This window comes from Megalodesulfovibrio paquesii (genome assembly GCF_054653055.1).
This window is the reverse complement of the sequence record NZ_BAAIGQ010000004.1, coordinates 761,935-775,290: the sequence shown is the minus strand read 5'-3', so window position 1 is coordinate 775,290 and position 13,356 is coordinate 761,935. Positions and strand designations below refer to the sequence as shown.

The 13,356-nt window shown below is 63.4% G+C and carries 10 protein-coding genes; 7 read left to right on the top strand and 3 right to left on the bottom strand.

Features of this window, described 5'->3' with window-relative positions; genetic code table 11:
- Positions 1-103 precede the first annotated feature (103 nt).
- The 4 genes from ACYQ00_RS06045 to ACYQ00_RS06030 all read left to right on the top strand — a co-directional run bounded on the left by ACYQ00_RS06045 (position 104) and on the right by ACYQ00_RS06030 (position 3,908).
- A complete protein-coding gene (locus ACYQ00_RS06045; RefSeq protein WP_460031264.1) occupies positions 104-1,321 on the top strand; it encodes an MFS transporter in 1,218 nt (405 codons plus the stop codon).
- A 160-nt stretch (positions 1,322-1,481) separates the two neighbouring features.
- The gene (locus ACYQ00_RS06040; RefSeq protein WP_460031263.1) at positions 1,482-1,793 is read left to right on the top strand and encodes an HdeA/HdeB family chaperone; all 312 of its coding nucleotides are present in this window, start codon (positions 1,482-1,484) and stop codon (positions 1,791-1,793) included.
- Between the two features lie 248 nt (positions 1,794-2,041).
- The gene (locus ACYQ00_RS06035; RefSeq protein WP_460031262.1) at positions 2,042-2,518 is read left to right on the top strand and encodes a GNAT family N-acetyltransferase; all 477 of its coding nucleotides are present in this window, start codon (positions 2,042-2,044) and stop codon (positions 2,516-2,518) included.
- 124 nt (positions 2,519-2,642) lie between these two features.
- A complete protein-coding gene (locus ACYQ00_RS06030; protein ID WP_460031261.1) occupies positions 2,643-3,908 on the top strand; it encodes an adenylate/guanylate cyclase domain-containing protein in 1,266 nt (421 codons plus the stop codon).
- A gap of 90 nt (positions 3,909-3,998) precedes the next feature.
- On the opposite strand, the gene ACYQ00_RS06025 is transcribed toward ACYQ00_RS06030, so the two are convergent.
- A complete protein-coding gene (locus ACYQ00_RS06025) occupies positions 3,999-4,514 on the bottom strand; it encodes a hypothetical protein (RefSeq protein ID WP_460031260.1) in 516 nt (171 codons plus the stop codon).
- Positions 4,515-4,691: 177 nt separating this feature from the next.
- Positions 4,692-6,002 (bottom strand): VgrG-related protein, encoded by a 1,311-nt coding sequence (locus ACYQ00_RS06020; protein ID WP_460031259.1) that lies wholly within the window; start codon positions 6,000-6,002, stop codon positions 4,692-4,694.
- Positions 6,003-6,299: 297 nt separating this feature from the next.
- On the opposite strand from ACYQ00_RS06020, the gene topA reads away from it, so the two are divergent.
- A complete protein-coding gene (topA, locus tag ACYQ00_RS06015; RefSeq protein ID WP_460031336.1) occupies positions 6,300-8,573 on the top strand; it encodes a type I DNA topoisomerase in 2,274 nt (757 codons plus the stop codon).
- 157 nt (positions 8,574-8,730) lie between these two features.
- The gene (locus ACYQ00_RS06010) at positions 8,731-9,111 is read left to right on the top strand and encodes a tautomerase family protein (RefSeq protein WP_460031258.1); all 381 of its coding nucleotides are present in this window, start codon (positions 8,731-8,733) and stop codon (positions 9,109-9,111) included.
- Positions 9,112-9,193: 82 nt separating this feature from the next.
- Here ACYQ00_RS06010 and recQ read toward each other — a convergent pair whose 3' ends face one another.
- The gene (recQ, locus tag ACYQ00_RS06005; RefSeq protein WP_460031257.1) at positions 9,194-11,785 is read right to left on the bottom strand and encodes a DNA helicase RecQ; all 2,592 of its coding nucleotides are present in this window, start codon (positions 11,783-11,785) and stop codon (positions 9,194-9,196) included.
- Between the two features lie 182 nt (positions 11,786-11,967).
- Here recQ and ACYQ00_RS06000 point away from each other — a divergent pair, with 182 nt between their 5' ends.
- The gene (locus ACYQ00_RS06000) at positions 11,968-13,314 is read left to right on the top strand and encodes a glutamine synthetase family protein (protein ID WP_460031256.1); all 1,347 of its coding nucleotides are present in this window, start codon (positions 11,968-11,970) and stop codon (positions 13,312-13,314) included.
- Positions 13,315-13,356 lie beyond the last annotated feature (42 nt).

Genomic DNA, 13,356 nt, shown 5'->3' with positions numbered 1-13,356 from the left:
ATCAATCTACTTGCTGCGTTTCCCTGCCTCGGCGTTCTCCCTTCCCGCATTGCTTCTCGTGCCTGCTCCGAGGCGTCCTCCTGCGCAGCTCCTGGAGTATCCGGTGAACGATCATACTGGCCCTGCCTCCGGCGCTGAGGTGTCCCTTTCTCCCCCACAGGCCAGGCTCATGGCGGCGGCTGCCGGCCTGTTTGTGGCAAGCATCTACTACAACCAGCCCATGCTGGGCATTCTTGCCCGGGATTTAGGCATCTCCCAGCATGAGGTAACAGGCATTCCCGTGCTGACCCAGGCCGGCTACGCCGCAGGTCTGCTGTTTCTCGCTCCGCTGGGCGACCGGTATGAGCGGCGCAATCTGATCTTTCTGACTGCCATGGCCCTGGCCGCGGTCATGCTCCTTGCCGCATGCGCCACCTCCATCCAGGTGCTGAACCTGACCAGCTTTGGCATTGGCCTGTTTGCCTCCGTGGCCCAGCAGGTGGTGCCCATGGCCGTGCAGCTGGCCGCCGAACGGGAGCGGGGCAAGGTGGTGGGATCAGTAATGGCCGGATTGCTGGCCGGCATTCTGCTGGCGCGCATGTTCAGCGGGTTGATGGCCGAATACGTGCACTGGCGGGCCATGTTCGCCCTGGCTGGCGCAGCCTCCCTGGGCATGGGGCTGCAGTTGCGCGCGCGCCTGCCCGAGGTCCGGCCCGTCTCCACGGCCAGCTACCTGCAGCTGATGCGCTCCCTGATCGGGCTGGCCAGAACGCATACGGTCTTGCGCCGTTCGGGGGTGGTGCAAGGCTTGCTGTTCGCCTCGTTTGTGGCCTTTTGGGCCAACCTGGCCCTGTTTCTGGAACACCCCCCGCTTTCGCAGGGCAGTACCGTGGCCGGGGCCCTGGGCCTTTTTGGCGTGGCCGGCGTGCTGGCTGCCCCCCGGGTGGGCAAGCTGGCAGACAAGGGCGGCCAGAGCCGGATTCTCCTGCTCGGTGCGGCCTCGGTGGCCGTCTCCTTCCTGTGTTACGCCCTGTTCCAATCCTCCATGCTGGTGCTGATCGGCGGCATCGTGGTCATGGACATCGGCCTGCAGGCCTGCATGATCTCCAACCAGACCCGCGTGTACGCCCTGGACTCCACCGCCCGCAGCCGGCTGAACACTGTGTACATGACGGTGATGTTCCTCTTCGGGGCCCTGGGCGCTGCGGCGGGAGCCCTGGCCTTCGAATGGTGGGGCTGGACCGGTGTGTGCCTCATGGGCATGTGCTGCAGCCTGGGGGCGCTGTTTGTGGAGCGCAGGGGCAGGCGTCTGGAAGCAGCCCCGGTGCCTTCCGGGCTCTGAACGCCCCGGGCTTCCCCACTCTCCTTGACACCCACTGTCTGAATAGGGATAAGGCGCTATACATTGGGGGGCTTGCATCAGCATTCCTGCCGCACCGCTGCCGATGGCACGCCCGCGCCGCATTACGCGGCAACGTTATGCAGCCTTAAAAGGAGCAATCATGAACAAAGTGATGACGGGAGCCTTGCTGGCATTGCTGCTGCTTGCCTTCGCCATGCCCGCCCAGGCAAAGAAACGCACCGGCGTGGACATGGGCAAATACACCTGCGCCGACCTGATGAAGGAAAAAACCCAGGACATCGCCCTGGTGCTGATGTGGGTGGATGGCTATTTGAGCAGCGAAACCGGCGACCTGAAAATGGATGAAGCCTGGATCGAAGAACTGGCCGAAACCATTGGCACGGAATGCCAGCGCGATCCTGACAAGCGGCTCATGGAAATTGTCCAGGATATCGTCGAGGCCTCTGAATAAGACCGCGCGCCGGGCCGGACGGCCTGGTCAGCATCTGGTCAGCATACAGTGATTCCATGGTACAGGGGCACCGCCGCGCATGCCGGCGGTGCCCCTTTTTTCCGCCCGGCGCAAATTCCGGCAGGATCCTCCAGGGCGCGTCCTGGCAAAACGCATGGTTTTCGGCTATCCCCTTTCCCGCACGCGCGTGCGGCAGACACCCCTTGCCGGTGAACACTGCTGCGCACGCAGGAAAGGACACGCCAGACATGTTGAAATTACAGCACTATGCCGTGCGCGTCGGCGGGCAGGAATTGCTTCCGGCCATCGAGCCGATGTGGCGGGCGCTTTGCGAGCATCACGCGCAGGTGGCTCCGGTGTTTGCAGACTGGTTCCGCTGCCGGCCCTTTGCCGACCGGGCAGCCGAAGTCCTGGGCCATGCCAGCGGCGGCCTGCTGGTGCAGCTGGGCATGGTGGACGACGTGGCCGTGGGCTTTTGCATCAGCAGCATTACGGCCACTGGCGCCGGGGAGATCGACTCCATCTTCGTGGCCAGCGAACACCGTGGCGCGGGTCTGGGCGAGCAGTTCATGCGTCAGGCGCTGCACTGGCTGGACGAACACGGCGCCGCGCCCATCTCCCTGGCCGTGGTGGCCGGCAACGAGCGGGCCCTCAACTGGTATGGCCGCTTCGGCTTCACCCCGCGCCGGATCCAGCTGCAGCGTACCCGCACCTCCAGGGAATAACACGGCCTGGCTCCAGCGGTATGCTGGACCGGGGCACATGACGCCTTGCCGCAGGGCCGCTTGCCCCCCTGGCCGCTCTGCGCTATTTTTAGCGGGTTCGCCACCCGAACCAGGACCGTGGCTCGTGTCCATTTCCACTTATGTCGCCCTGCAGAGCTCCGTGGGCTCGCTTTTGTCGCTCATGGGCCGAAGCCTGCGCAAGGTGCCCGTCACCCTGCAGAACTCCATCAATTACCTGTACGAGGATCCCGAGTTCGGGCTCACGGCCGTGGATATCCGCTCCCGCGTGCCCACGGCCATGTTCAACATCATGGCCGAGAAGCTCAAGGCCGTGCCCCTGCCGTTGCGACGCTTCATCATGCTGACGCCCTACCATCCGAACCCGTATGAGGATGCGCTGTTTCATCAGCATTATCGAAGCATCGCCCCGGTGTTGTCCTGGCAGACGGTGGAACAGTTTGCCCGGGACCTGGGGGTGACCGAGTCCGATGCGGTGGCCATTGCCTCCGCGGCGGCGGCGGAGAAACTCAAAACCGCGGATCTCGTGGATCATCTCTCGCCGGAAGAAGTGGCCTCCCACACCGTGAGCCATGCGGCCCGGGCCGCCCAGAGCGCCCGCGTGTCCCGCATCCTGCGGGATGAGGAACAAAGCGTGCTGGAGGCCAACGCCGCCCGGCTGGCCATTGTGCGCAAGATGCCCGGCCCCGTGGCCTCGGCCTTTGCCCGGTCCGGCAAGAGCCAGGAGGAGTTCTTCCGCTTCGGCCAGAGTCTGGACAAGGCCGTCATCGTTTTCACGGACATCAAGAACTTTTCGCACCTGGTCAAGCTGGCGGATATGGAACTGCTCAACGAGCACCTGTACCGCTACTACAAGCGCGCCAAGGAGCTGTTGCGCGAGCACGGCGGCGTGCTGGACAAGTTCATTGGCGACTCCGTGCTGGCCGTCTTCAACTATCCCCAGCCCGAGGAGGAAGCCTTTGAGCGGGCCATCCGGTTCGGGGTGGAGATGGTGGCCCTGGGAGACGTCATCTTCGGCGGGCTGGCTGAACGCATGAATCAGGTCATCCGCACCGGAACGCGGGTAGGCATCGACACCGGCCGCATCTGGGTCCTGAACATTGGCGAAGACGAGCTGGAGCTCTCCTTTGTGGGAGATGCCATCAACCTGGCCTCCCGCCTGGAGAAACAATGCGAGGTGGACGGCGTGCTCTTCAGCCAGATCGTGGCCTGGGAGCTCAGCCAGCGCAACGAGACCTTCTTCACCTCCCTGCAGGCCCGGTCCCGGACCCTGGAGCGCGAAGAGGTGAAGGGCCAGCAGGTGCCGGTCAAAGGCTGGCAGATTCCTCCGGAGCAGGTCCGCGTCCTGGCCCACCGCTGGGCCGTTTCCTAAGTGTCATGCCCACGAAAAGAGGATCGTCAGCCAACATGCGGGAATTCTGGCTGACTCCACGGACCCTGCGGCTATCCTGACCAGGATCTGTTATGATTGGGCCCTGCGGACCCGTTCCGCAAAGGTCACCATCTGATCATATCCCTGCTGGAACCGCGGGTCGCCCTCGGCCCGGTTGTACTCTGCCTGTGTTGTAACCATGGCCAAAAAGTTGAATTTCTGATCCGGGTTGCTGCTCGAAATCCAGCCGTGGGCGCTCGATGTTCCGTCCTGCCAGCCCGGTGCGAGGGACGGATCAAAGGTCCCAAAAGCCACGGTCTGCAAATCCACCTGCCCACTGGCGTAGAGGCTGCCCAGCATTTCCTGCAACTCGTTTCTGGATATGTTCGTTATATCATAGCCGCTTATAATGCTATTAAACCCGGACGCAGCTTGCGGGGATGCCAACTCCCCGGCATCGCCAGGAGATTGACAAGACTCCGACACGGCGCTGTTGAGCAATGCTGCAAACGTTGCCGCATCCGCTGTGGCCTTCCCTGGGACTCGTGCGGCCTGAGCAGCGGCACCTGTGGCGTATCCAGCTGAAACACCATCAACAGACATCATGCACCTCCCGGGTATCATGCGGCAATATTTTCCGCATGGCATATTTCAATACGGGATATGCTAACGCCTTGCCAATTTAACGTCACTGCACGCGCATCTTCGTATCGTCAGCCTCTGAGGTTGGCAGGCAAAAGCTGGCGCATGTATGTTTCTGCCGCAAATTCTGGCAGTTCCGAATCAGGCATCCTTGTCCGCCACCATGGCCCCTTGCTTGAGCAGGTCGATGGCCAGATCCATTTCCGTGCTCAGCCGGGCGGTCACGGCCCGGCGCACCCGCCAGGACGAGGAGCCGAAATTCTGTTTGCGCGACTGGTAGACCCGTTCGATGAGCTGTTCCTCAGCCACATTCTCACTGGTGGCGCCCACCTTTTGCAAGGCATTGATGAAGATGCGCGAGGCGCCGCCGGGCCCGTGCTGCACGGCTGTGGAATGCAACACATCCTGCAACACCGGGGAGCACTCGCCGATATCGACCTTGGTGGCTTCCAGGATGGCCTGCCGGGCGGGGTGGTAGTTGGTCTTCATGATGAAGTCGTCCTGCAGCTCCTCAAACCGGGCCGGATTCTCCTGGGCAATTTCGCGCCAGGCGTCAGGCATGGCGCCGCGACGGCCGCGGGTGTTGGCGCTGCCACTGGCGGAAAGCTTGTTGGCCCATTCCGGCTCTTCTTCCCGCAGGTAGGTGATAAAGCGGCTCATGGTGCCGGCGCGCGAGGAAAGCTGATACTTCCCGTATGAGGTGCCGCCCACGCGGTCATAGCCGATGGCGGCGATGCCTTCAGGACCGGACTCGAAGCGTGCGGCCAGCCCGCCGATCTCCTGTTCCTCCTCCGTGCCTTCCAGAAAGCTTTCTTCCTGCAGTCCCTGAATCTTCTGTTGCAACAATTCCCGATGCTCACGCGCCAGGGCCTCGTAGCTGGGGGAGCTGCGATACGAGCGCTGGATGGCCCCGCGCACCGCCCCTGTGGCCGACTGCAGGGGCTTGTCCGCAGTTGGGGGATTGGCGGGGGCAGCGGCATCGCCGGCTCCGGCCGCCTGTTGCGCGGGCTCGGGCTTTTGCGTCCGGCTGCGTCTGGACGCGGGCGCGGGAGCGTCATCCCTGGGAATACTGGAAATATGCGTCTTGGGCGGGTGCTGTTCCGCACTGTCCGGCCGTTGCACGGTGCGGCGTACGGCAAATTTGTTATCGCCCACTTCTTCCTGCAGCTGGGCCACCACAGTCAGGGCCTTGCGATCCAGCCGGGTGGAGGGGGATTTGATGGCGTCGATGACGTCGCCCTTGGCTGAGGAGGTTGTGGTGGCCTGGCTGTAGCCGAAGAGTTTGTCGGCAAAATTGAGGCCCTGGCGGCTGGCCTGGTTTTCGGCCCAGGACTTCTGGGCTCCGCTGGAGAAGACAGCGTCAGTGACCCGACGGCGCAGGCCTGCGTCATCCGCCGAATTTCCGGCGGACCCGGTTCTCGTCTGCATCAGCGCGGCGAGGTTCTGGATCATGACTCGTCCCTCCAAATCAATAAAACATGTGTCAATACAGCCGGATGAGGTATCACCTCCGCCACGCCTCAGGCGTCCGGGCACGCGGCTTTGCTGGAACCTCCCCAGCGCAGACCTCGTTTCGCCCATAATCCGGCAGACTCCGCACACAGTAAGCAACGAATACGCCATGGAAGCAAGAATAGTGTTATAAAAGGAGGATACATCCATATACTCTCTGCAGGAACACTGTGCGGCCCGGGAACCAGGGCGAGCCTTCCCTTGCCAAGGGTGTTGGCTGTGCGTATCTACCTGCCCATGGCTAAAGATTTGATCATCGTGGAATCACCGGCCAAGGTGAAGACCATCAAGAAGTTCCTGGGTTCCAACTATGAGGTGGAGGCCAGTGTCGGCCATGTGCGCGACCTGCCCTCCCGCCGCCTGGGCGTGGATGAAGGCAAGGACTTTCTCCCTGAATATGAGGTCATTGAAGGGAAAGAGAAAGTCGTGGCCAAGCTGAAAAGCCAGGCCGCCAAGTCCCGTCAGGTCTATCTGGCCCCCGACCCGGACCGCGAGGGCGAGGCAATCGCCTATCACGTGGCCGAGCTCATCAAGGGCAAGAACACGAACATCCAGCGCATCCAGTTCAACGAGATCACCCCGCGTGCCGTCAAGGAAGCCCTGGAGCATCCACGCGAAATCAATACCAAACTTTTTGAATCCCAACAGGCCCGGCGCATTTTGGACCGGCTGGTGGGCTACAAGATTTCCCCGCTGCTGTGGAACAAGGTCAAGCGTGGCATTTCCGCCGGCCGGGTCCAGAGCGTGGCCCTGCGGCTGGTGGTGGACCGGGAAAAGGAACGCCGGGCTTTCGTGCCCGAGGAGTACTGGGTCTTCAAGGCCCTGCTGGCCACGGGTCAAACTCCTGACGCGCCCCAGTTCATCGCCGAGCTGACCAAAATCGGTGGCAAGAAGGCCAAGATCGGCTCCAAGGACGAGGCCAAGGCCCTGGAAAAAACCGTCAAGGCCGCCAGCTTTGTGGTGTCCGACGTCACGGAGAAAGAGCGTTCCCGCACGCCACCACCGCCCTTCATCACCTCCACCCTGCAGCAGGCCGCCAACCAGCGGCTGGGCTATCCGGCCAAAAAGACCATGGGCACGGCCCAGCGGCTGTACGAGGGCGTGGACCTGGGCGAGCGCGGCACCATGGCGCTCATCACCTACATGCGTACCGACAGCGTGCGCATCAGTGACGACGCCCGCACCGCGGCCCGCGAGTTCATCACCGCCGCTTACGGGCAGGACTACTACCCGCCCCAGCCCCGCTACTTCAAAACCAAAGGCAGCGCCCAGGACGCCCACGAAGCCATCCGCCCCGTTGACGTGAGCATCCGGCCGGACTCCCTCAAGGGCGAACTGCCCAGCGACCAGTATCATTTGTACAAGCTCATCTGGGAACGCTTTGTGGCTTCGCAGATGGCCGCGGCCCGCTTCTGGGACACCACCGTGCTGACCACGGCGGCCAACACCGAATGGAAGGCCAAGGGCGAGCGGCTGCTCTTCCCCGGCTTTCTGGCCGTGACCCGCGAGGCCGACGCCGCCTCCCAGGAGTTGCCCAAGCTGGAGTCCGGTCAGGCCCTGGCCCTGGTCAAGCTCAATGGCGAGCAGAAGTTCACCCAGCCGCCGCCGCGCTTTTCCGAAGCCTCGCTGGTCCGCGAGCTGGAAGAAAAGGGCATTGGCCGGCCCTCCACCTACGCCGCCATCATCTCCACCCTGCTCGACCGCGACTACTGCCGCCTGGATAAGAAACTCTTCGCCCCCACGGATCTTGGCGAGACCGTGAGCGACCTCTTGGCCGAGCATTTCAAAGAGCTTATGGACGTGGACTTCACCGCCGGCATGGAGGAGCGTCTGGATCAGGTGGCCGACGGCGACGCCAACTGGGTGGACCTGCTCAGGCAGTTCACCGGCGGCTTCTACGCCACCCTCAAGGACGCCGAAAAGCAGATGCAGAGTGTGAAGGCCGGGCTGGAAACCGGGCTTACCTGCGAACTGTGCGGCAAGCCCATGGTGGTGAAATTCGGCAAGGCCGGGCCATTTCTGGCCTGCACCGGCTACCCGGACTGCTCCAACACCAAGAACTTCACCCGTGATGAAAACGGGCAGATCACCGTGGTGGAGGCCGCCCCCGTGCAGCTGCAGAAGGTGGGCACCTGCCCGGACTGCGGGCACGATCTGGTGCTCAAGAAGTCCCGCACCGGCAGCCGGTTCATCGCCTGTTCCAACTACCCCAAGTGCAAGCATGCCGAGCCCTTCAGCACCGGCGTGCGCTGCCCCCGCGAGGGCTGCACCGGGGAACTGGTGGAAAAAAGCTCCAAACGCGGCAAGGTGTTCTACTCCTGCAACACCTTCCCCAAATGCGATTTCGCCCTCTGGGACTGGCCCATCCCCGAACCCTGCCCGCTCTGCGACTCCCCGGTGCTGGTGCGCAAGACCACCAAGGCCAAGGGCGAACACATCGCCTGCCCCAACAAGGGCTGCCGCTACACCCGGGAAATCGGCGGGAGTGGGGAAGGCGGGGAAGAAGGCTGAGCCACCCGCCCCTGATAGCCTCTCTCCAGCGCCGCAGCCCCCTGCGGCGCTGTCGTGTGCAGCCCCGGCTTCCGCGAGCCGCATGCGCTGCGCCTGGACTTTCCCCCCTGCTTCACGCTAGTTTCGGGAATCCGCACCCATCTTTCAAGGAGGCCGCATGCCCTTCGTCCAAATTTCCATGCTGGAAGGCACTTCCGCCGAATATCGCAAGACCCTGGGCGATATTGTCCATCAGGCCATGGTGGAAACCATCAACATCCCGCCTCTGGACCGCTTCCAGACCATCCGCGAGTTCAGCAAAGAGAACTTCCTTTGCACCCCGGAATACCTGGGAATCCAATACAGCGACAAGCTGATGATCATCCACATCACCCTCAACGAGGGCCGGGCGCTGGAACTCAAGCAGGCCCTGTACAAGACCATTGCCGAACGCGCCAGCGCCGCCCTGGGCATCTCGCCCCAGGACATCATGATCGGCCTGACCGAGGTGAAGAAGGAAAACTGGTCCTTTGGCAATGGCATTGCCCAGTACGCCTGATCGCAATCAGATCGCAACAGAATCGCAACATAAAGGGAGCCTGTCCGGCTCCCTTTTTTGCGTTTATCCGCTGGAATAACTGTTATTGGTTCCTGGACTCGTCCTGGGCCTTCCGCCATGCGATGTGCTGCAACGCATTGTGGATGAAATACAGTCGCTCCTTGCGCGTCCCCTCGCCCAGCACGGCCTGATACCCCTGCAGATACGGTGCGTGGCGCCAGAAGCCCTTGGCGGCGATTTCCTTGAAGCGCCCCTCTAGCGCCGTCCATTGCGCCGGCGACACCCCTGCCGCGGCCTCGACCGGCAACTCCCCGGCCATGACGGCCAGAAGCAGATGCGCATACACGGTGGACACGGCCAGCCCCCGCGCCTCGGCCACGGCCTCCGCCTCGCCCAGCTGGCGGAACTGCTCCAGCGAGGCCACTGCCGAGACGGGCAGTGCCTCGGCCTGCAGTTTGCTGACCCGATCAGGAAACGCCTCTTCCAGGCTCTGCACGTCCACCGGCCGGCCCTGACGCCCATCGAATTCGGCGATGGCTTCCAGCACGGCCGGCCCGTGCAGCAGGGCGGCCAAGGGGCGGATGCCTTTGACCAGGGCCAGCCCGGCCAGGGTGCGCGGCCGATGCAGGGCCAGTTCCACCAAGGTTTCTTCACTCCACAGGGAGCCGGGATCCTCGCCGTATTTGCCGGTGATGGCCTCGCGCAGGCGGTCCAGCCCCCCGAACAGCTCTTTCGCCCCGGGCACGCCTTCCAGAGGCCGCAACAGCGGGGAAACCGGCGCGGGGGACAGCCCCTTTGCAGGCGGCCCACCCTGGCCCTGGTGCTCGCGGATGATTTCCAGGAAGGCCTGGGCATATCTGGCGGCCTTGTTCGCGCCCACACCGCGCACGGCGGCGAATTCCGCCTCGGTCTTCGGCAGCAGCGCGACCATTTCCCACAGCGTGATATCGGGAAAGATGATGTAGGCCGGAACATCCTGCGCGTCGGCAAACTGGCGGCGGCGTGCGCGCAGGGCCTCGAAGAGCGCTTCGGCTTCGGGCGAGGCGGCGGCGGCCAGACGTTCGGTGCGGGAGCGGCCACGCCTTGCGGCCCTGGCCTCGTCGCAGCGCATGGCAAAGCTGGTGCGGCCCTTGAGGATGTCCCAGCTGGAATCCGTCAACTGCAGGTTGGTGAAGCCCCGTTCGCTGTGCGTGGCGCGCAGGTAGCCCGCGGCCAGGAGTTGGCGGTACAGTGACGTCCACTGGGCCTTGCTCAGCTCCTCGCCGATCCCGAAGGTGGAAAGTTCCTGAAAGCCCCAGGCCTGCACGGCCTTGCTGGCCACACCGGTCAGCACGTCCACCAACAGCCCTGCCCCACCCCGGCCACCGGCGCGAAAGACGCAGGAAAGCGCCTTCTGGGCCGGCACCGTGGCGTCCATGGTCTGCGGCGGGTGCAGGCAGGTATCGCAGGCGCCACAGGGTTCGGGCAGGTTCTCGCCAAAATACCGCAGCAGCGCCTGTCGCCGGCAGCCCGTGGTTTCACAAAAACCGAACAAGGCCGAAAGCTTGGCGTGCTGAATGCGTCGGAAGCGTTCGTGCTGTTCGGGCGGGATACCTTCGGGCGGCGAATCATTGTCCAGCATCTGCCCCAGGCGGACCATGTCTTCCAGGCCGTAAACCATCCAGGCCTCGGCGGGCTGGCCGTCGCGGCCGGCACGGCCGGTTTCCTGGTGGTAGGCTTCCAGGCTCATGGGGGGGTCCAGATGGGCCACGAAGCGCACGTCCGGTTTGTCCACGCCCATGCCAAAGGCCACCGTGGCCACCATGACCACGCCGTCCTCGCGCATGAAACGCTCCTGCGCCCGGGCTCGTTCTCCGGCCGGCATGCCGGCATGGTAGGCCAGGGCCGGAATGTCGGCTTCATTCAGCTTACGGGCCGTGTCCTCCACCTTTTTGCGGGACATGCGGTAGACGATGCCGCTCTGGCCGCGGTAGCGGGTGCGGATGCGCTCAATGAGGGTCCGCTCGGCATGGTCACGAAGGGAGACGAAGTAGGTGATGTTCGGCCGGTCGAAGCTGGCGACGAACACTGTTGCCGCGTCCAGCTCCAGGCGGGTGAGGATGTCCTGCCGGGTGGGCGCGTCGGCCGTGGCCGTGAGGGCCAGACGGGGCACGCCGGGGAAAAGTTGTTTAAGACAGGCCAGCTGCAGGTATTCGGGCCGGAAATTGTGCCCCCACTGGGAAACGCAGTGGGCCTCATCGATGGCGATGCAGGCCAGGGGGATCCGCTGCAGCTGATCCTGAAACCAGGGCTGCATCAGCCGTTCCGGAGCCACGTAGAGCAGCTCCAGCCGGCCAGCCCGCAGATCCTCCATGGTCTGGCGGGCCTCTTCGGCAGGCTGGGCCGAGGTCAGGCTGGCGGCCTGCACGCCCATCTGCCGCAGGCTGGCCACCTGGTCCTGCATGAGGGCGATGAGGGGCGAGACCACCAGCCCCATCCCCGGCCGGACCAGGGACGGCAGCTGATAACAGACAGACTTGCCCCCGCCCGTGGGCATGAGCACAACGGCGTCGCCACCGGCCAGCACATGCTCCACCACCGGCCCCTGCAGGCCCACAAAACTGTGGTAGCCGAAGACGCGCTCCAGCGTCCCCAGGGCCGCCGCACGCAGGGCATCTGGATCAGGCGGCAGCATAACCACTCTTTTCCATCATGTGATTTTCCCCAATATAATATGACATTGTTGGCAGATCAGCACCCTTCCCGCCCTGGCGCACTATGGCCCCCTTGGCTCCCGAAGACAACTCGTGCTACACCCTGCATATTCGCCGACACCGACGAACATACCTCGATCCAACCAGCGTGAGGGAGGACCACATGGACAGCATCCCGGTTTTCAATTGCAAGAACGCGGACGACGTGCTCAAGGCCGTCAAGGAACACAACATCAGCTTTGTGCAATTCTGGTTTGTGGACATTCTGGGCATGCTCAAGAGCTTCCAGATCACCCCCAACGAACTGGAAGCGGCCTTTGAGGAAGGCATGGGCTTCGACGGCTCCTCCATCCTGGGCTTCACCCGCATTGAGGAATCGGACATGGTGGCCTGGCCCGATCCCGCCACCTTCCAGATCGTCTCCTGGCGCCCCACAGACCGGCCAGTGGCCCGCGTGTTTTGCGATATCAAAACCCCCGATGGCAAGCCCTACGAAGCTGACAGCCGCTACGTGCTCAAGCGCATCCTGGAAAAGGCCGCAGCCAAGGGCTACACCTATTATGTGGGGCCGGAGCTGGAGTTCTTCCTCTTTGCCTCACCCAAATACCCTGAAATACTGGATCAGGGCGGCTACTTCGACGCCCCGCCCCTGGATCTGGCCAATGACGTCCGGCGCGATATCATCTTCAATCTCCAGGCCATGGGCATTCCCGTGGAATACTCCCACCACGAGGTGGCGCCCTCGCAGCACGAAATAGACCTGCGGTACAAGGAAGCCCTGGCCATGGCCGATACGGCCGTGACCTACCGCGTGGTGGTCAAGGAAGTGGCCAGAAAACACGGCTGCTACGCCACCTTCATGCCCAAACCCCTGTTTGGCGAAAACGGCTCTGGCATGCACGTGCACCAGAGCCTGTTCAAGAACGGCCGCAACGCCTTCTTTGATGCCGGCGCCGAGTTCAATCTTTCCGGGGACTGCAAGGCCTACATTGCCGGCCTGCTGCGCCATGCGCCGGAATTCGTCTGCGTGACCAACCAGTGGGTCAACAGCTACAAACGCCTGGTGCCGGGCTACGAGGCCCCCGTGTACATCGCCTGGGCCAACCGCAACCGCTCCTCCCTCATCCGCGTGCCCATGTACAAGCCCGGCAAGGAAGCGGCCACGCGCATTGAACTGCGCTGCCCGGACCCGGCCGCCAACCCCTACCTCTGCTTTGCCGTCATGCTCGCCGCCGGCCTCAAGGGCATCGAGGAAGGCTACAAGCTGCCCAGCCCGGTGGAAGAGAACATTTTCCACATGGAAGAGGAAGATCTCTCCAAGCACGGCATCACCAGCCTGCCCGGCTCCCTCTACGAAGCCGCCACCAATCTCAAGCAGTCCGATCTGATGAAGGAAGTGCTGGGCGACCACCTGCACGCCCAGCTGGTGGCCAACAAGATGAAGGAATGGGACGCCTACCGGACCCACGTCTCCGAGTTCGAAATCGACAAGTATCTGCCCATCCTGTAAGCACTGCCTCCTGCTTTTCCTCGAACAATGAAAAGGGACCCC